The organism is Sphingomonas yabuuchiae (genome assembly GCF_014199595.1).
Lineage (GTDB): Bacteria > Pseudomonadota > Alphaproteobacteria > Sphingomonadales > Sphingomonadaceae > Sphingomonas > Sphingomonas yabuuchiae.
Genome location: NZ_JACHNX010000019.1, coordinates 1 through 19,873, shown reverse-complemented (window position 1 = coordinate 19,873; position 19,873 = coordinate 1). Strand labels below are relative to the sequence as shown.

The 19,873-nt window shown below is 66.2% G+C and carries 8 protein-coding genes; 5 read left to right on the top strand and 3 right to left on the bottom strand.

Annotated features, from left to right (window positions below; all coding sequences use genetic code 11):
• Positions 1 to 9: 9 nt before the first annotated feature.
• From GGQ89_RS16390 to GGQ89_RS16375, 4 genes are all read left to right on the top strand, one after another.
• Positions 10 to 2,796, top strand: a complete 2,787-nt coding sequence (locus GGQ89_RS16390) for a TonB-dependent receptor (RefSeq protein WP_184106465.1) — start codon at positions 10 to 12, stop codon at positions 2,794 to 2,796.
• 478 nt (positions 2,797 to 3,274) lie between these two features.
• The gene (locus tag GGQ89_RS16385; protein WP_184106464.1) at positions 3,275 to 6,004 is read left to right on the top strand and encodes a TonB-dependent receptor; all 2,730 of its coding nucleotides are present in this window, start codon (positions 3,275 to 3,277) and stop codon (positions 6,002 to 6,004) included.
• Positions 6,005 to 6,086: 82 nt separating this feature from the next.
• Positions 6,087 to 8,372 (top strand): alpha-N-acetylglucosaminidase, encoded by a 2,286-nt coding sequence (locus GGQ89_RS16380; protein ID WP_338112319.1) that lies wholly within the window; start codon positions 6,087 to 6,089, stop codon positions 8,370 to 8,372.
• A 5-nt stretch (positions 8,373 to 8,377) separates the two neighbouring features.
• Positions 8,378 to 9,493, top strand: a complete 1,116-nt coding sequence (locus GGQ89_RS16375) for an acyltransferase family protein (RefSeq protein ID WP_184106488.1) — start codon at positions 8,378 to 8,380, stop codon at positions 9,491 to 9,493.
• Between the two features lie 77 nt (positions 9,494 to 9,570).
• On the opposite strand, the gene galA is transcribed toward GGQ89_RS16375, so the two are convergent.
• The 3 genes from galA to GGQ89_RS16360 all read right to left on the bottom strand — a co-directional run bounded on the left by galA (position 9,571) and on the right by GGQ89_RS16360 (position 17,065).
• Positions 9,571 to 12,456, bottom strand: coding sequence for a beta-galactosidase GalA (gene galA / locus GGQ89_RS16370; protein WP_184106462.1), 2,886 nt, complete (start codon positions 12,454 to 12,456; stop codon positions 9,571 to 9,573).
• Positions 12,453 to 15,248, bottom strand: coding sequence for a glycosyl hydrolase 115 family protein (locus tag GGQ89_RS16365; RefSeq protein WP_184106461.1), 2,796 nt, complete (start codon positions 15,246 to 15,248; stop codon positions 12,453 to 12,455). Before GGQ89_RS16365 ends, galA begins: the two co-directional genes overlap by 4 nt.
• Positions 15,249 to 15,379: 131 nt before the next feature.
• Positions 15,380 to 17,065, bottom strand: coding sequence for an alpha-L-fucosidase (locus GGQ89_RS16360; protein WP_184106460.1), 1,686 nt, complete (start codon positions 17,063 to 17,065; stop codon positions 15,380 to 15,382).
• Positions 17,066 to 17,416: 351 nt separating this feature from the next.
• Here GGQ89_RS16360 and katG point away from each other — a divergent pair, with 351 nt between their 5' ends.
• Positions 17,417 to 19,648 (top strand): catalase/peroxidase HPI, encoded by a 2,232-nt coding sequence (gene katG, locus GGQ89_RS16355; RefSeq protein WP_380772976.1) that lies wholly within the window; start codon positions 17,417 to 17,419, stop codon positions 19,646 to 19,648.
• Positions 19,649 to 19,873: the final 225 nt, after the last annotated feature.

Sequence of the window (19,873 nt, the reverse complement as noted above, 5' to 3'; positions counted from 1 at the left end):
GGAAAGAGCATGACCATGTCACCGTGCCACGATGCGTTGCGTCTTCGGCGCAAACGCCTGCTTCACACGACGGCCTTTACTATGGCCTGGGCTGCTTCGGCGATGATCGCCGCGCCGGCCATGGCGCAGACCAGCGGCCCCGCCGCCGCTTCCACCACCAGCATCGCCGCCGCCTCGGATGCCGCACAGGCGACGCCCCAGGCCGACACCGCCGGGGCCGATGCGCAGAACGAGATCACCGTCACCGGCTATCGCCAGAGCATCGCCTCCGCCCTCGCCGCCAAGCGCAACGACATCCGCATCACCGACGGCATCTCGTCGGAGGATATCGGCAAATTTCCCGCCCAGAACATCACCGAAGCGATCCAGCGTATCGCGGGTGTCCAGATGTCGAACATCAACGGCCGCGGCTCGACGATCAGCATCCGTGGCCTGGGCCCGCAATATGCCCGCACCACGATCAACGGCCAGACCTTCGCCAGCGCCGACTTCAAGGACGGCTTCCGCTACGACATCATCCAGACCGATCTGGCGAGCGCGATCCAGGTCATCAAGTCGCCGACCGCCGACATGGACACGGGCGGCCTGGCGGGCACGGTCAACATCGATACGGTCAAGCCGCTCGCCTATAAGGGCCCCAGCTTCATCGCCGGGATCAAGGGCTATTATTCCGACTATCGCAAGGACGCGACGCCCAAGGTCAACGCGGCCTATATCAAGCGCTTCGCCGACGACACGATCGGCGTCATGCTGGATGTCGGCTATCAGAAGCTGAAGGATCGCGGCGACTATCTGTTCATCAAGAACTGGTATCAGCCGGGCGCCGTGGCCGGGGCCGCCAATGTCCAGGTGCCGGGCAATCTCCGCTATCGCCGGATCGACCGCGACACCGAGCAACTGATGGGCAGCGGCGCGATCCAGTGGAAGCCACAGGACAATTTCGAGGTCCTGTTGCAGGGCGAATATTCGCGCGACCATACCCGTTACGACACGCGCCAGATGGTCTTCGGCCGCTGGGCCGCCTCGGCGGTGACGGTGAACGGCACGTCCAACGGCGTGGCCGACAAGATTTCGATCAGCAATTTCAACGTCGACAACAACGACCAGCCCGAACTGCGCAACCTCCAGACCCAGGCCTATACCGGCACCATCAACTGGAGCCCGACCGACACCACCCATATCCATGCGGTCGGCCATTATACCCAGGGTGATGCCAAGCTGTACGAATGGGCGACGATCGACGAGGTGCGCTTCGCGAACGGCGGCCAGCTCGACATTTCCGATCCGTTCAACGTCCGCTGGAACACCGCCAGCCTGACCGACGGGTCGATCTACACTATGGCGAACCGCACCTGGTACGCCTTTGTCGACGGTGCAACGCATATCCAGTCGGCCCGCGACCGTGCGATCCAGACCGACCTGACCCAGGATCTCGACTGGCACGGGATCAAGGCGCTGGTCATCGGCGCGAAATATCATCACGAAAGCTTCGACACCAAGGCGTATCGCCACGACCGCGACGCCGATGTCAGCGATCCCGTGACCTATCCCGAATTCGCCTGGATCCCCGACCTGTCGAAGACCGGCGTGCTGGTGAACAACTTCCTGGGCGGGTCGATGTCGATCCCGCACAGCTTCCTGTCGGTCAATGCCCCGCTGTGGCAGCAGATCCTGCGCGACAAGGGCATTTCGGTGCCCGACACGCCCGACTGGCCCAACACCTATAAGGTCGATCGCTATATCCCGGCGGTCTATGCGATGGCCAATATCGACGGCACGCTGTTCGACCTGCCGGTGCGCGGCAATGTCGGCGTCCGGTACGAACACACCCATCAGAACGTCACCAGCAGCCTGACCAACGGCACCGGCAGCGACGCGACCCTGTTGGGCCAGCAGCATGTCGTGCAGGATTATGGCAATGTCCTGCCCAGTGCCAGCTTCGCGCTGGACCTGACGCCGCGCCTGGTCGCCCGCATCGCCGCCGCCAAGGTGCTGGTCCGCCCGCTGCTCAACAGCCAGACGCAGATGGCCGACACGATCAGCCGCGTCACCACCAGCCTGCGTCCGAGCGTCTCGGTGGCGCAGGGCGAGAGCCGGTTGAAGCCGTTGACCGCCAACCAGCTGGACCTCAGCCTGGAATTCTACCACGGCAAGGGTAATTCGATCACGCTGGCCGGTTTCTACAAGGCGGTGAAGAACGGCACCTTCACCCAATTCTACTGCCCCGGCTCGTTCGACGGCGTGGCGCTAAACGGCGTGGTCAGCGATTGCCAGTCGGCCGACCTAAAGACCGATTACAGCTTCAGCCGGGTGCTGAACGACGACCGGGTCATCCATATCAAGGGGCTGGAACTGGGCGCGTCGCAGAATTTCGATGCGATCCTGCCCGTCAAGGGCTTCGGCGCGGTCGGCAACGTCACCATGGTGGACACCGATGCCAGCGCGATCGGCACCGGCTTCAACCTGCGCGACCTGTCGAAGCTGACCTGGAACCTGACGCCGTACTGGGAGAACGAGATGTTCAGCGTGCGGCTGTCGGTCAATCACCGCAGCTCGTATGTGCAGGATGCGGCTTCCAGCTTCTTCGTCAATGGCGGCCTGACCCATGTCGTGCGCCCGCGCACCCAGATGGACCTGGCGCTGGGCTTCAATCCCGCCAGCTATCTCAGCTTCACGGCGGGCATCATCAACCTGAACAACACGCACGAAGACGCCTACCAGACCAACGCGAACACATTCCAGCTCGCCAGCCGGACGGGTCGCACCATCTACCTCTCGGCATCGACGCGCTTTTAAACCTCCCCCTGGAGGGCGGACGGCCATGTGGACCGGACCGCCCTTCCTTTTCTTGGGACGGAAGCCGCCCACAAGGCGGCTTTTTGTCATTCGGAAGAGGCTCATATTGCTGATCTGGAACAGTTTTTCCGCCTCAACCCAGATGCAATAATTTTGACCAATCGGCGAGCTGCAACCGTTGACAGGTCAGACCATTCCATGTCACCGATAAGACCATAAGATAACAACATCGCGAAGCAGGAAGACGTTTTCGATCAACGGCGCGCGCCACCACGACTGCAAAATGCAGCGGGGGTCGTGACGGTGATCGGTGGAAGGTGACGCGGTTCGACGCAAGCAATGGGTCCGGCTCGACGGGCTCGGGCGCGGTTTTGCCGTCCCGGCCGATGCGCCCCCCTGCCCGCGCGACGGCGACATCGTCCGATCGGATTCGACGTCCGGTGCCATGTCGGGGGCCGGTCGACTTGGGGGGAAGACCATGACTGTATCGCAACCAAATGAGAAACGACGCCCGACGCGCACGGGCCTGCTTCATGGCACGGCCTGGCTGGTGGCGGTCGCGGGAGCCGCGCCCGCACTGGCACAGACCACACCCACCGCCGACACGGCCCAGGCGGCGGCCGAGGACGGCCAGAACGAGATCACCGTCACCGGCTATCGCCAGAGCATCGCCTCGGCCCTCGCCACCAAGCGCAAGGACATCCGGGTCAGCGACGGCATCTCGGCCGAAGATATCGGCAAGTTCCCGGCGCAGAACATCACCGAATCGATCCAGCGCATCTCGGGCGTCCAGATGCAGAACATCAACGGGCGCGGTGCGACGATCAGCATCCGGGGCCTGGGTCCGCAATACGCCCTGACCACGATCAACGGCCAGACCTTCAAGAGCGCCGACTTCACCGACGGCTTCCGCTACGACATCATCCAGACCGAGCTGGCCAATGCGGTGCAGGTCATCAAGTCGCCGACCGCCGACATGGACAGTGGCGGCCTGTCCGGCACGGTCAACATCAACACGCTGAAGCCGCTGGATTACAAGACGCGGAAAGTCGTGCTGTCGGCCAAGGCGCAGAATTCCGAATATGCGGGCCGCGCGATCACGCCCAAATTCGGCGCCAGCTATGTCGATCAGCTCGCGGGCGGGACGCTCGGCGTCTATCTGAACCTGGGCTATCAGAAGCTGAAGGATCGCGCCGACTATCTGTTCCAGGACCGCTGGGCGACGCAGAATGTGAACGGCGCAACGATCGCCGTGCCGCGCCGACCGCGCTATCGCCGGATCGACCGCTCGATCGACCAGATCATGGGCAGCGGCGGCGTGCAGTGGCGGCCCAACGATCAGTGGGAGATCGACGCCAACGCCATCTATGCGCGCGACGATACGCATTACGACGTCAACCAGCAGGTCTTTCTGTTCAACACCGCGCGCCTGACTCCGGTCAGCGTGGCGAACGGCGCTTCCATGGTCACGACCGCGACCAACTTCACGCTGGAGAACAACCGCCAGGAGGAAACCCGCAAGCTGTCGAGCCAGGGCTATACGCTCAGCGCCAAGTGGCGGGGAGAGGACGGCTGGACGGCGCGCGCGGTCGGCAACTACACGCGCGGCCACGCCTATTCGCGCGAGGATGCCGCGATCCTGGGCGTCACCATCCCCTCGGCGACGCTGGACATCACCGATCCGTTCAACGTCAAATACAGCGTGGCGGCCAATCTGACCGACCCGGCGCTCTACAACCGCTCCACGCTGGTGCGGAACGAGTTTCCGGTCGGCGCGACCCGCCGGACGACGGGTAAGGAAATCTCCGGACAGGGCGACGTGACCAAGGACGTGTCGCTGGGCCCGATCTCGCAATTCGCGGTCGGCGCGAAATATCGGCATGAGAGCTTCGTGCGCGATGTCGGCCGCCACGACCTTGCCTCGCTGGCCAACCGCCCCGGCGCCACCGCCACCGTCTTCCCGGCGCTGTCGAGCAGCAGCTATCCGGTCGGCGGCTTCCTGAACGGCATGGGCAGCATCCCGACCAGTTGGATCGCCCCCGATATCGGCGCGTACAGCCAGGCGCTGGCCGGGGCCGGGATCAGCGTGCCGGACCTGCCCGCGCCGGAATCCAGCTATACCGTCGATCGCTATATCCCGGCGGTCTATGCGATGGCCAATATCGACACGACGCTGTTCGACGCGCCGCTGCGCGGCAATGTCGGCGTGCGGTACGAGCATACGTTGCAGGTGGTGAAGGGCAATATCACCGCCCCGCGCACCGGATCCTATACCAACGTCACCAACAAGATCGGCGATTACACGTCGCGCCAGGACTATCAGAACGTCCTGCCCAGCCTGAACCTGGTGCTGGAGCCGACCTCCAGGCTGCAACTGCGTTTCGCCGCCGCCAAGGTGCTGGTCCGCCCGATCCTGGACGCCAATACCTCGATGGCGCAGACGACCTCGTCGGTGGCGAACACCTTCCCCGCCGGGACCAACACCGTCACCGTCGATCTGGGCCAGGCGGGCCTGAAGCCGCTGACCGCCGATCAGATCGATCTGGGTGCGGAATGGTATTATGGCGCGGCCAGTGCGATCTCGGTCAACGGCTTCTACAAATGGGTGAAGAACGGCACCTTCTCGTCGCTGGTCTGCCCGGCCTCGTTCCGGGGCACGACGCTGAGCCGCGCGTCGAGCGGCGATTGCGTCGATAGTTCGGGCAATATCTACAACGTCACCCAGACGTCGAACGACCCGCGCATCATCCGCATCCGGGGCGTCGAGTTCAGCTGGAACCAGTCGCTCGACCGCATCCTGCCGGTCGACGGCTTCGGCTTCATGGCCAATTACACCCGCGTCATCCCGACGCAGGTGGCGATCGGCACCGGCTTTACCGTGCGCAACCTGTCGAAGGACACGGTCAACATCACGCCCTATTGGGAAAACCGCCACTTCAGCCTGCGCCTGTCGGCCAATTACCGCAGCTCCTATGTCCAGAACGGCGCGGACAGCTTCTTCGCGACCGAGGGGCATACGGTGCGCGGCCGCACCCAGTTCGACCTGAGCGCAGGCTATACCCCGAACGAGACGCTCAGCTTCGCGGCCGGGATCATCAACCTGAACAACAGCCGCGAACAGGCCTATTACAACAACAATCCCGCGATCTGGCAGGAGACGAGCTTCTATGGCCGCTCCTTCTACCTGTCGGTGTCGACGCGGTTCTGATCTACCCGAGTGGGGGGGGCGGGCCGGACGGACGGTCGGTTCGCCCTTTCCTTTCGGGATTTCCTTGAGGACAATGCCGCCCGTGAAGACCTTATTCCCCGCGCTCGGCCTGATCGGCACCCTGTTCGTCACCACCTCGGCGGCCCATGCCCAAAGCGACGGCGGACAGGCCGCCCGCGCCGCGCTCCGGCGGCTGGGCGTCCCGGAGCGGCAGGTTTCGGTGGCGATCCAGCCTTCGACCGCACCCCGCTACCGGGTCCGGGTGGATCATGACCGGCTGAAGGTTGAGGCCTCCTCGCCCGTCGCGGCGGTGCGCGGGGCGGCGGCGATGCTGAATGCGCAAGGGCGGCTGTCGGTCAGTTGGGAGGGCGATCGCGTCGGTCCGATGACCCGCCTGACGCCCGGCGACAGCGGCTGGGTATCCTCGCCCTTCAACATCCGCGCCTATCTGAATACCTGCACCTATGGCTATACGACGCCGTGGTGGAACTGGGCTCGCTGGGAGCGCGAGATCGACGCGATGGCGGTGCACGGCGTCGACATGCCGCTGGCCATGGAGGGGCAGGATTATGTCTGGCGCCAGCTATGGCGCGAACAGGGGTTGAGCGAGGCGCAACTGGCGCAGCATTTCTCCGGCCCCGCCTTTCTGCCGTGGCAACGCATGGGCAATATAGAGGGCTATCGCGCGCGCCTGCCCACCGGGTGGATCGACAAGAAGCACGCGTTGCAAAAGCGTATCCTGACCCGCATGCGCGATTTGGGCATGACGCCGATCCTGCCCGCCTTTGCCGGGTATGTGCCCAAGGCCTTTGCCGAGGCGCATCCCAAGGCGCGGATCTACAAGATGCGATCCTGGGAGGGGTTCGAGGGCACCTATTGGCTCGACCCTTCCGATCCGCTGTTCGCCCCGCTCGCCAAGCGTTTCCTGCAACTCTACACCGCCGAATACGGGCCGGGGCAGTATTATCTCGCCGACGCCTTCAACGAGATGGTGCCGCCCATCGCCGAGGATGGCAGCGACACCGCGAACGCCGCTTATGGTGACGCGACGGCCAACACGCCTGCACTGGACGCGGCGACCAAGGCGGCCGCCCTGCCCCGCGAAGTCCGCGACGCCCGGCTGGCGGCCTATGGCCAGCGGCTCTACGCCGCGATCGCCGCCGCCGCGCCGGGGGCGACCTGGGTGATGCAGGGCTGGCTGTTCGGGGCGGACAAGAAATTCTGGACGCCCGACGCCATCGCCGCCTTCCTGCGCGACGTGCCGGATGAGAAGATGCTGATCCTCGACATCGGCAACGACCGCTATCCGGGCATCTGGAAGACCACCAACGGCTTCGACGGCAAGAACTGGGTTTACGGCTATGTCCATAATTATGGCGGCAGCAACCCGGTCTATGGCGCGCCCGACTTCTATCGCCGCGACGTGGCGGCGATGTTCGCCGACAAGGGGCGCGGGAATGTGCGCGGCTTCGGCATGTTCCCCGAAGGACTGCACAGCAACAGCCTGATCTACGACTATGCCTATGACGTGGCCTGGCCGGGCGGCGACATGGGTCTGGGGCCCTGGCTGAGCCGCTATACCGCCGCGCGCTATGGCCGGAGCGATCCGGCGATGACGGCGGCATGGCAGGACGTCGTCGCGGGTGCCTATGACGTGCGCTACTGGACGCCGCGCTGGTGGAACGAGCGGGCGGGCGCCTATCTCTTCTTCAAGCGCCCCGCCGCCGATGCGCCGACCTATCCCGTCGAACCGGGCGACCGCGCCAAGCTGCGCGCCGGGATCGCGGCGATGCTCAAGCTCGCGCCTGCCTATGGTGCAAGCCCGCTCTACCGCTATGATCTGGTCGACCTGACCCGCCACGCCGCCAGCCTGTCGCTGGACGACAGCGTGAAGGCCGCCGTCGCCGCCTATCAGAAGGGCGATGTCACGACCGGCGACCGAGAGACGGCGCGGGTCAAGGCGCTGGCCCTTGCCATCGACCATCTGATCGGCGGACAGCAGGAAAGCCTCGCCAGCTGGATCGCCGATGCGCGGGCCTATGGCGATACGCCCGCCGAGAAGACCGCCTACGAACAGAATGCCAAGGCGCAGGTGACGGTCTGGGGCGGCCGCGGCCATCTGGGCGATTATGCGTCCAAGGCCTGGGCGGGCATGTATGCCGATTATTACCTGCCGCGCTGGACCCGTTATCTGGCCGAGGCGCGCGCTGCCGCGCTCGCCAAGCGGCCGGTCGACGATGCCGCGTTCACGGCCAGGTTGCTCGATTGGGAAAAGGCCTGGGTCGCCGATCCCCGCCCCTACGAGGCCAGCGCCCCCGCCGATCCGGTGGCAGAGGCCCGCGCCTTGATGACGGAGACCGCCCGGTGACGACCATGACCGCCAGACCCGAGCGCTTCGCCTCGCTCGACATGTTCCGGGGCGCGACCATCTTCCTGATGATCGTGGTCAACACGGCGGGCGCGGGCGGGGCCTTTACCCAGTTGCAGCACGCGCCGTGGTTCGGCTTCACGCTGGCGGACCTGATCTATCCCAGCTTCCTGTTCGCGGTCGGCAATGCGATGAGCTTCGCGCTGACCCGGCCGATGCCCGAACATGTCTTCCTGCGCCGGGTGTTCAAACGGGCCGCCCTGATCTTCCTGCTCGGCGTGCTGATGTACTGGTTCCCCTTCGTCACCCACCAGCCGGACGGCAGCTGGGTCGCCAAGCCCTTTGCCGACACAAGGCTGACCGGCGTGCTGCAACGCATTGCGCTCTGCTATCTGCTGGGGGCGCTGTGCGCGCGCTATCTGAAGCCCAGCCAGTTGGTGATGGTCGCGATCGGTCTGGTCGTCGCGCACTGGGCGATCCTGGTCGGCCTCAGCCCGGCGGGCGAGGCGTTCGGGCGGTATAAGAATGCGGGCACGCTGTTCGACCTGTGGCTGATCGGACCGGAACATCTTTACAAGAAGGATCACGGCTTCGATCCCGAGGGACTGCTCGGCACCCTGCCCGCCACCGCCAATGTCATCGCGGGCTATCTGACAGGGCTGGCCATCCAGCGTTGGGGCAAGCACGCGGCGACCGTCGGGCGGCTGGCGGCGATCGGGGCCGGGCTGGTCGTCGTGGCGCTGCTGCTGTCGCCGATGCTGCCGATCGGCAAGAAAATGTGGACCGGCTCGTTTGTCGCGCTGACCGTCGGCATCGACCTGATCCTGCTGGGCGCGGTGCTGTGGCTGGTCGAGATACGCGGCGTGAAGGTCGGGCGGTCCTTCCTCCAGATGCTGGGTCGCAATCCGCTCGCCATCTATCTGTTCTCCGAGCTGCTCGTCGTCGTGCTGGAGCTGATCCATGTCGATGGCGAGGGGCTCTATACCTGGGTCGGCCTCAACGCGTTCCAGCCGGTCGCGCCAGGGCCGGTGGGTTCGCTGCTTTGCGCGTTGGCCTATACGCTGATCTGCTGCGGGTTCGGGTGGGTGCTGGATCGCAAGGGGATTATCTTGAAGGTTTGACCCTTGGCCTTCGACTTCGCTCAGGCTGAACGGAGGTCCGCATACCGTTCAACCTGAGCGAAGTCGAAGCGCACGGGTCACCTCTCCCGAACCGAAATCGTCCGCCCCAGGCCCGAAGCCTTGCCGGGCGCCGCCTCCACGACCAGCACGACCTGCCGCTCGCCCGCCCCGGCCGGGAACGGCACCACCAGCGGCGCAGCCCCAAAGTCCGTCTTCTCCGCCCGCTTCACCCCATCGACCCAGACCTCGGCCCGCCCGACGACCTCGGCGAAGACCACCGCGCCACCCTGCTCCGCGACCCGGCGGCGCGGCTTGAAGCTGGTGCGATAAGTCGACCAAACGCCCTCGCCCGGCCCCTCCAGCCGTCCGGGCCGTGCATAGACCAGGCTGTTCATGTCGTTGCCCGCATAACGTCGCAACGGATCGGGCCGGGTCGCGGTGAAGTCGCTCCGCTTCCAGTCGGTCAGCATCGCGACGGGGCGCGTCGCAGGCAGTGCGGGCAGAGGCTCGGCGGCAATCACCCGCACCGTGGCCCGCGCTGGTTTCAAGCCCGGCGCGGTCGCCTCGACCGTCAGCGTCCCCGCCCCCGCCTCGGCCCGGACCAGCGCCTGGGCCAGCCCGTGGAACAGGCGACGCGCGGGCACGACTTCCGAGTCATGATCATTGGGATCGCCATTGCCGACCCCGATCACCACACCCCGCGTCACCCGGAAGCTCACCGCTGCGTCCGCATCCGGCACCACCCGCCCGCGCGCATCGACCGCCATCACGGTGAAGGGCTGGACGTCGCTGCCCGTGCCCAGCATCCCGCCACGATCCGCGACCAGCCTCAACGCGACCGGCTGCCCCGCCGTTTCGACGGCCGTGCGCGACACCTCCCGCCCGGCGCGGTAGCCGACCGCCTCAAGCCGTCCGGGGCTATAGGGCACCTGCCATTCGGGCATCGCCAGCCGGTCAACCGTCTTCGTGGCTAAGCTCTTTCCGTTCAGGCGCAACTCGACCGTCTCGGCATTGGTCAGCGCCAGCACCCGGATCGCCTGCCCCTCGCGCCCCGGCCAGGTCCAGTGCGGCGCGATGGCGAGGGCGGGCGCATCGTCCACCCATTGTGCGCGGCGCAGATGGAAGGCCATCTTGGCGAAACCGCACAGATCCATGATGCCGAACACGCTGCTGGTCGTCGGCCATTCGAACGGCGTCGGCTCGCCATGATAGTCGAAACCGGTCCACACGAACGTCCCCGCGACGAAGGGCCGCGTGTCGATCATCCGCCAGCTTTCGTGATGGGTCAGGCCCCATTCGGCAGCGTCGGTGTCGTAGGAACTGACTTCATGCGCGGCCATGTCGGTCTTCCACACACCGCGAGTCATGAAGGCGCTGGTATCCTCCGAACTGGTCATCGGCTTGGTCGGATGCGCCGCATGGAAGCTGTCATAGCGGCGATGCTGGTAGTTGAAGCCCATCACATCCACCGCATCCGACACGTTGAGCGGCGAAAACATCCCGTCGTTCATCGCCGCCGTGACGGGGCGTGAGGTGTCGAGTTGCTTCACCGCCTCTGCCATGCGGCGGACCATCTCATAGCCCTGCTCGGTGCCCTGCATCGGCTCCTCGTTGAAGACCGACCAGAGGAAGACGCTCGGGTGATTGCGGTCGCGGCGGACCAGCCACTCCAGCTGGCGCAGATAGTCGGGGCTGGGGTTGAAGTTGCGGTTCTCGTCCATGACCAGCATCCCCAGCCGGTCGCAGGCATCGAGCAGTTCGGGCGCGGGCGCATGGTGCGAGCAGCGCAGCGCGTTGCAGCCCATCGCCTTCAGCCGCCGGATGCGCCACTCCCACATCGCATCGGGCATGGCGACGCCGACCCCGGCATGGTCCTGATGGACGCAGACGCCCTTGATCTTCGTCGCCACGCCGTTGAGATAAAAACCGGTGCCTGCATCGAAGCGGATCTCGCGAAAACCGATCCGGGTGGCACGAGCGTCGATGGGCTTGCCGTCGCGCAGCAGCCGCGTCTCCACCCGGTAGAGCGTCGGCTGGTCGACCGACCAGAGTCGCGGCGATGTAACCGGGATCGTAACCTTCGCCTCGGCGGTCTTGAGCGGATCGACGGTCACGTCCGTCTCCGCCCGGCCGATGGTCCGGCCCGCCGGGTCGATCAGCACTGCCTCGGCTCGCACGGTCGCCGCCGTCTTCTGGATGTTGGAGACGGTCAGCGCGACCGGCACCGTCCAGCCCGTACCCTCGCGACGCGGATCGGCGTGCAGGCCATCGGTGACGATGCTCACCCCGTCGCGCACCGCCAGCCAATTGTGGCGATAGAGCCCCGCGCCCTCATACCACCAGCCCTCCATCGTCTCGGCATCGACGCGGACGGCCAGCGTGTTCACCTCCTCGCCGAACCGGGCATAGGGGGTGATATCGATCAGGATCGCGGTATAGCCGCTGAAGCTGTGCGCCACGAGCACACCGTTGAACCAGACCCTGGCATTGGTTGCCGCCGCGCCCAGTTGCACCTCCAGATAGCGGCCGCGCCATTCGCTGGGCAGTTTCAGCGTGCGACGATACCAGCCGATCCCGCGCCGCCGGTATCCTTGCGCGACATTGGCCTGGGGATCGACCACCTCCTCCATCGCCCAGTCATGCGGCAGTTCGACGCTGCGCCAGTCGCTATCGTCATAGCTGACCGCCGCCGCCCCCTGCGCGATCCCGGCCTTGGCATTCTGGTAGCTTTCCTCATGCCCCAGGATCGGCGGCACCGCGATGTCGCCCTTGTGGAACAGCCAGCCGCTATCGAGCCGGAGCAGCCCCGGGTCGGAAACGAATGGCGGTTCGGGCATCGCGTCGAAGGGCGCGGGCGCATCGCCGCTGTCGAGGTCGAGCCGGGTGTTCGCCGCCAGGGCGGGCGTGCCCAGCGCGGGCGCGGCCAGCCCGCTGACGAGCAGGGTGCGGCGGGTCACGGTCATCGGGCAGTCTCCGGGAGGGGCGCGTAAAGCGGGCGGGCGCCATCGAGCACCAGCTCGACACGATCGAGGGTCAGTCCGGGATCGAGCGGCACGATAGCCACCCGGTGATGCCCGGCGGCGAAGCTCTTGAGCGGCAGGGTTACGAGGGCGGTGTTGGTCAGGACATTCTGCCGCCACTGATCGCTGCGCCCCGTGGTCGCGAAATCGACCGTCTGCCACTCGCCATCGTCCAGCCGGACGGCGGCGCGCAAGCCGTGCGCGGGATCGCGGGGATGGGTCGGCAGCGCGACGACGCGAAGGGTCGCGCCAGCCTCGGTCATGGTCGCGAAGCGCCATGTCGCGGGCGTCCCCTGCGCCGCCGAGCCACGCGTCGGCAGGGTCAGCTTCGCCCGCAACGCGCCATGCTGGCTGCCGAGGTCGGGGATCGCTTCCCAATCTCCACCATAGCGCGCCGCGAGCGCAGGCATGGTGACGCGGCGTTCGTCCTCGATCACCGTGCCCGGCTCTGCCTTGGGCGGGGCGAGCGTGGTTGCATGGACGACCACCGGCTGCTCGCCGCAGCGCAGTGTCACCGGCCCGACCGCGCCCTTGCCGTCATAACGCAGCGTCAACCGCTGCTCATACCCGCCGCGCTCGTTCAACTCGCCCGTGCGCTGCGACAAGGACAGGCCCGCCGGCATGTCGCTTACGGCCCAGGAAGTCGCCTGCGGCTGATGCTGATACAGGGTCACGGGTCGCTCGGCTGGAACGCCACGGGTGAAAGTCAGGACATTCTCATCGCCGATCCATGCGCCCCAATGCCCGGTGGCGCAGCCCTTCTGCGTCGAGGGTCGCCAGCTCGGCCACATCGGCTCGGCAAAGACGGGCAGGCGGCGCGGCGCCATGTCCATCATCTCCCGCCACTTGCCCCCGGCCAGCGCATTGTAGCGCACCGTGTCCGCGACCAGCCCGGCATGCGCCGCCTTGGCCCACGCGACATAGGCATTGGCGCTGGCGCGTTGATCGCGCGCGTACAGCTCGGCCAGGTCGAGCGACAGGATGCGCGTGTTCAGCCCCGCCGCGCCGCGCACCGGATAGAGGACCAGCTCGTAAAAGGCGTCCTGCCGATCCTTCGCGATACGCACACCGATCGCCTCGGCCTGCGCCGCGAGCGTGCGATACGCCGCGACCCGCGCCTGTGCTTCCTCACCATCCGACTGCACATAGGCGCTAGGCCGGTTGGGCGTGACCCATTCGGTCTGGCCGAAGCCCATGAACTCGGGCTTGCGCGGCCAGGCCAAGTCATAGAAGCGCATCATCACATCGGCGATATTGCCCGCCTCCGCATCGCCGAACTGCTCGGCCATGAAGCGGCGCAGATGCTCGCGCGGCGATTGGTCCAGCAGCTTGGCGTCGAAGGCCAGATCGAGGAAATATTGCGAGAGATATTCGATCGGCTTGATGTCGCCGACATTGACCACCCAGATGCGCCGCGCGTCGGTGGCCCAGGCGCGCCCCATCTCCTCACGGATCAGCGCCGGGTGCGTCGTGCCCAGCCACAGATAGTCGTGCGGCCGCCCCCAATAGGACAAGTGATAATAGACCCCCGCCCCGCCCGGCCGTTTCTGCTCCTCGGGCGTGCTCAACCGCCGCAGATAGCCGTAATTGTCGTCGGTCCACATCAGCGTGACGTCGCCCGGCAGGGTCAGCCCGGCGTCATAGGCCTCCTGCAATTCATGGTACGCCACATAGAGTTGCGGAACCTGCGCCGCCGGTTTGCCCAGCGTGTCGGCCAGAAGGCCACGCTGCCGCCCGACCACGTCCTCCAGGATGCTGCGCCGCGCCGCCGTGGTCGTTACCCCCTGCATCGGCCCGTCATGCAGGCCGCGCAGGCCGACCGTGTAGAACGCCTCCTGCCCCCTGGTCTCGCCCACCCGCTCGCGCCAGTAATCCAGGATCGCCTGAGGCCGCCGGGTGAAGTCGAAGCCGCCGCGCTGGCCCTCGTCCCATTCGCGCAGATTGTTGCGAAGCATCGGCTCGGCATGGGAGCTGCCGATGACGATCGCATAGCGTTTGGCGAGCGGCGCATTGCCCGGATCGCCAAAAAAGGGCGTCGAGATCGAGTGCATCGCGGGCCACAGCGTGTTGGCCTTCAACCGCCACATCAGCTCGAAAACGCGCTGATAGGTCTTGGGGCCGATATTGCCCCTTTGCGGATCGAAGGTCTTGGCCGCCCAGGGCTCCAACCCCCAATCCTCATCGTTCAGGAAGATGCCGCGATACTTCACCGACGGCTCGCGCGAGACGAAGGCGGCGTCATCGATGGCGATCCGGTTACGACGGCGCGGGGTGACGTCCGCCCACCATTCCCAGGGCGACACGCCCAGCGCACGGGAAAGGTCGGTCACGCCATAAGCGGCGCCGCGTGCGTCCGATCCGGCGATCAGCAAATAGCGTCGCCCCGCCACGCGGACCCCGGCGCGGACATAGCGTTCCCAGCCACCCTTGATCGGCGACAGATCGACCCCGCCCTCCGCCGCCAGCCGTTGGACGATCGGCGAAGCCGTCGTTCCGATCACGATGCACATCGGGGCGCAGTTCGCCACATCCTCGACGATCGCGCCAGGCCGCCCGCCAAGCCCGGTCAGATCGCGGGCCAGAAGCTCGGCGGCGATACGGGTCGTCCCCTCACCGTCCGGGGCGGCCAACAGGCTAGCCCGCACCAGGTCGAACTCGGCAGCCTGGGCGGGAGCGGTGAGGCCAAGCAACGATGCCAGGCCTGCGCCCATGACCGTGATCCGTGCCCGCTTCATCCGCCCACCCCCATGGTTATCGGATCAGTCTAACCCGGCGGCTCAAGCTGTAAAGCTCATTTGCCTGACCAATTAGAGGCCGCTTAGAGGCCAACGAAAGGGCCCCCCCCCCGAAACGGCCCCTTATGTCATCAAGCCGTGACGCCGTTGCCCGAAATGATCAGCGGAATGCCGATCTCATGCCGCACGCCCAGTGGCAGCGTGACTTCCAGTGCCTCGGCGGTGCGCTTGAACGGCAGCGGGCTATTGTCGCCCAGCAACGTCACCCGCTGGATCTGGCCCGGCATGGTCGGGTTGCCCTGCGCCAGCAGGGTCATGCGCGCGATATTGTCCTCGGGCCAGCCCATCACCAGCGCATGGAGATTGCCGTTGCGCGTCACATATCGCACGTCGCGCGCGGTATAGGCGGACTTGGGACCGCCTTCGGAGAAATTGCCCGAATTGCCGCGCGTCGGGCCTTCGCCGTTCAGCTTCCAGGGGCGACTGGCATAGATCGCCTCGCCATAACGGCCCATCCATTCGGCGATGTCGTTGACGATCCTCTCTTCCTTGTCGTCGATCGTCCCGTCGCCGCGCATCGGCACCGACAGCATCAGATTGCCGTTCTTCGACACCACGTCGCACAAGGTGTGGATGACCGTCGCCGCCGACTTGTAGCCGTCGTTCCGATAGGTCTCGATATCATAATGCCAGTTGCCGATGCAGGTGTCGGTCTGCCACGGAAAGCGCTCGATGTAATTCTTGCCGCCACGCTCGACATCGTCGACGATGCCCGTGCGCCGCTGCGGCGGCGTCATCTTGCTGGTGACGACGGCCTCCAGGCGGCCGCCATTCCACTGTATCGACTGGTTGTAGAACCAGGATGTGAAATCCAGGCCATATTGCTCCAGCGGCAGGTCGAAATTGTCGAAATAGACCATGTCCGGCCGGTATTTCTGGACCAGATCCTTGGCGCGGAGCAGCCAGTTGGGCGCGAAGTTCGAGCCTGCTGGAACCCCCTCGTTCCATACGCGGTCGGTCGCCTCGTGCCAGGCATTGGCCTCCGCCTCGGTACGGATGCCATCGGGCATCGGCATGTGGCGGCCGGTATAAAGCTGCTGCGGGTCGAGCCCTTCCCACCATTGCCCGCGTCCTTGCGCGGCGGTCAGCTTATAGGCGTCATAGCGCTCCCCCGCGCGCGGGCCGGTCGGGTCATAGCCATAAGCGGGCTGGTTCCAGTGCCAGGCATGGGCCGAATGGTTCGACACGGCGAAGCGCAGGTCCCGCGCACGCGCGCCCTTCGCCCATTCGCCGACGATGTCCCGGCGCGGCCCCACCCGCGTCGTATTCCATGCATGATATTTGGAATCATAGGCGTCGAGATTGTCGTGATGGTTGGCCAGCGCCATGAAGTATTTCGCGCCCGCCTTCTTGTAGAGGTCGAGCAAGCGGCCGGGGTCCCAGCGGTCCGCCTTCCACTTGTTCTGGATCTGCATGAAGCCGACATCGGCGGGGTGGCCATAGGTCTTCAGGTGATGGTTATAGGCGCGGCTGCCGGGCAGATACATCTCGCGGGCATACCAGTCGCCCTGTTCGGGCACGCACTGCGCGGTCCAGTGCGCCCACATGCCGAACTTGGCGTCGCGGAACCAGTCGGGCACGCTGTAGCCGGCGGTCAGCGACGCCCAGTCCGGCGTGAAGCGCGAGGGCGGCGGCACCTTCAGCGCACGCCCCGCTCCCATGGCCTGCGGCGCCGTGGGCACTGCCGAGGCCGCTGCGGGCGCCAGTGCCGCCGCCGCGATCGCCCCCCCGATCATCTCGCGTCTGTTCGCCTTCATCCCTCGCTCTCCCTGCCATCGATCCGGTCGCTCGTACCGGCACCCTCAAGTCCGTCCGCTCGGGTTTCGCCACCCGCGCCACTCTCTTCTGTGAAAGCATTATGTTATAAGCGCGATCATAATTCACATTTGTCGGAGTTTGCAAGGCGTGTCGCTGGGCGCCAGAATAGCGGCGCGCTCCGCAATCCCGTCGCGCATTCAACGCTACTGCACCGCACCATGCAATCGATGACTGTAATCGGGTTATCTCGCTTTGCCATCGAGACCCGGTTTTCTAATCGCCCCCCGCAACACGAATAACAGACCAAAGGGGCCCCCATGCCGATTGCACCCGTTTCCCTGATCGCGATGATGGCCGCGCTGACCAGCGCGCCGCAGCAGACCGACCGCCCCCAGCCCAAGGCGCCGACCGCCGCCAAGACCGTGACGCAGGACCCGCCCGCGCCGGTCGTCGCCCGCCCCGGCGGCATGACGAACCGCGACTGGTGGCCCAGCCGCCTCGACCTGACGGCGCTGCGCCAGCATGAGGACACCCGTGCCAATCCCTACGGTGCGGACTATGACTATGTGAAGGAGTTCAACAGCCTGGACCTGGAGGCGGTCAAGGCCGACATCCGCCGCGTCCTGCACAGGTCGCAGCCCTGGTGGCCGTCCGACTATGGCAATTACGGCCCCTTCTTCATCCGCATGGCCTGGCACAGCGCGGGCACCTATCGCGCCGGTGACGGGCGCGGCGGTTCGGACGGTGGCGAGCAGCGCTTCGACCCGCTGAACAGCTGGCCGGACAATGTCAGCCTGGACAAGGCCCGGCGCCTGGTCTGGCCGATCAAGCAGAAATATGGCCGCAAGCTCAGCTGGGGCGACCTGATGGTGCTCAGCGGCAATGTCGCGCTGGAGGATATGGGCTTCAAGACGGTCGGCTTTGCCGGTGGTCGTGTCGATGCGTGGCAGCCGGACGTCGTCTACTGGGGCCCCGAAACCAAGATGATGGGTACTGAGCGCACTAAGGCGGACGGCACGCTGAAGCGTCCGCTGGCGGCGACCACCATGGGCCTCATCTACGTCAATCCGGAAGGTCCGAACGGCAATCACGATCCGATCGGTGCCGCCGCCGATATCCGCCGCGCCTTCGGCAACATGGCGATGAACGACGAGGAGACGCTGGCGCTGATCGCGGGCGGTCACACCTTCGGCAAGGCGCATGGCGCACATGCCCAAAAGCCGTGCCTCGGCGCCGAGCCGACCGCGGGCGCCATCGAGCAGCAGGGCCTGGGCTGGGCCAACAGGTGCGGCAAGGGCAATGCCCAGGACACGATCACTTCGGGCCTGGAAGGTGCCTGGTCGGCGACGCCCACCCAGTTCACCACCCAATATATCGACAATCTGCTCAACTATGACTGGGTGAAGACCAAGAGCCCGGCGGGCGCCACCCAGTGGATTCCGACCGATCCGGCGGCGGCGCAGCTGGTGCCCGACGCGCATCTGCCGGGGGTGCGCCACGCGCCGATCATGTTCACCACCGACATGGCGCTGAAGGACGATCCCGCCTTCCGCAAGATCCTGGAGAGCTGGCAGAAGAATCCCGACCTGTTCGCCCAGGCCTTTGCGCGCGCGTGGTTCAAGCTGACCCATCGCGACCTTGGCCCGCGTGCGCGCTATCTGGGCAAGGACGTGCCGACCGAGTCCTATGTCTGGCAGGACGTCCTGCCCGCCGCCAGCTTCGCACCGATCGGTATGGAGGATCAGGCCCGGCTGAAGGCGATGGTCCTGGCATCGGGCCTGTCGGGTCCGGCGTTGATCCGCACCGCCTGGGCCTCCGCCTCGACCTTCCGCAGCACCGATATGCGCGGCGGGGCGAACGGCGCGCGCCTGCGCCTGAACCCGCAACAGGGCTGGGCGGTCAACGATCCGGCCGAGCTGAAGACGGTGCTGGCCAGGCTGACCGCGATCCAGAAGAACTTCGCCCGTAGCGGACGGCAGGTGTCGATGGCCGACCTGATCGTGCTGGGCGGCAATGCGGCGGTCGAGCAGGCCGCGCGGGCCGGGGGCATGACGGTCAGCGTGCCGTTCAAGCCCGGCCGCGTCGACGCCACCCAGGCGCAGACCGACCCCATATCCTTTGCCCATCTGGAACCGGTCGCCGATGGCTTCCGCAACTATTACGGGCCCAAGGCGGAAGTCAGCGCGCCAGAGGCGCTGGTCGACAAGGCGGACTCGCTGGACCTGACCGTGCCGGAAATGACCGTGCTGGTCGGCGGGATGCGCGCGCTGGCCGCCAATAGCGGCGGGTCGAAGAACGGCGTGCTGACGACCCGTCCGGGGACGCTGAGCAACGACTTCTTCGTCAACCTGCTGAGCATGGACACGGTGTGGACCAAGTCGGCGACGCCGGGCCTGTACGAGGGCAAGGACCGCGCGACGGGCGCTGCCCGCTGGACCGCGACGCCGGTCGACCTGATCTTCGGGTCGAACTCCGAACTGCGCGCCGTGGCGGAAGTCTATGCCGCCGACGACGCCAAGGAGAAGTTCGTGAACGACTTCGTCGCCTCCTGGACGAAGGTCATGGACGCGGATCGCTTCTGAAGCGGAATGACATGAGATGCTCCCCTCCCCTTCAGGGGAGGGGTCGGGGGTGGGGCGCGTCCGCAAGCATGTCGTCCGTGGCGAGGGCCCCCCCCCCCCCCCCCCCGGGGGGGGGGGGGGGCGCCCCGGCAAAAGAAAAGGCAAGGCCGGCCCACCCCCCCCCCCAAGCCCCACGGGACGCGCCGGCCGCCCCCCGGATTAAACCTAAACACAGCCCCACAGAGG

Coding starts and splice junctions, on each gene's coding strand:
- GGQ89_RS16390 (WP_184106465.1), top strand. CDS start 10: ATGACCATGTCACCGTGCCACGATGCGTTGCGTCTTCGGCGCAAACGC.
- GGQ89_RS16385 (WP_184106464.1), top strand. CDS start 3,275: ATGACTGTATCGCAACCAAATGAGAAACGACGCCCGACGCGCACGGGC.
- GGQ89_RS16375 (WP_184106488.1), top strand. CDS start 8,378: ATGACCGCCAGACCCGAGCGCTTCGCCTCGCTCGACATGTTCCGGGGC.
- GGQ89_RS16360 (WP_184106460.1), bottom strand. CDS start 17,065: ATGAAGGCGAACAGACGCGAGATGATCGGGGGGGCGATCGCGGCGGCG.
- GGQ89_RS16365 (WP_184106461.1), bottom strand. CDS start 15,248: ATGAAGCGGGCACGGATCACGGTCATGGGCGCAGGCCTGGCATCGTTG.
- katG (WP_380772976.1), top strand. CDS start 17,417: ATGGCCGCGCTGACCAGCGCGCCGCAGCAGACCGACCGCCCCCAGCCC.
- galA (WP_184106462.1), bottom strand. CDS start 12,456: ATGACCGTGACCCGCCGCACCCTGCTCGTCAGCGGGCTGGCCGCGCCC.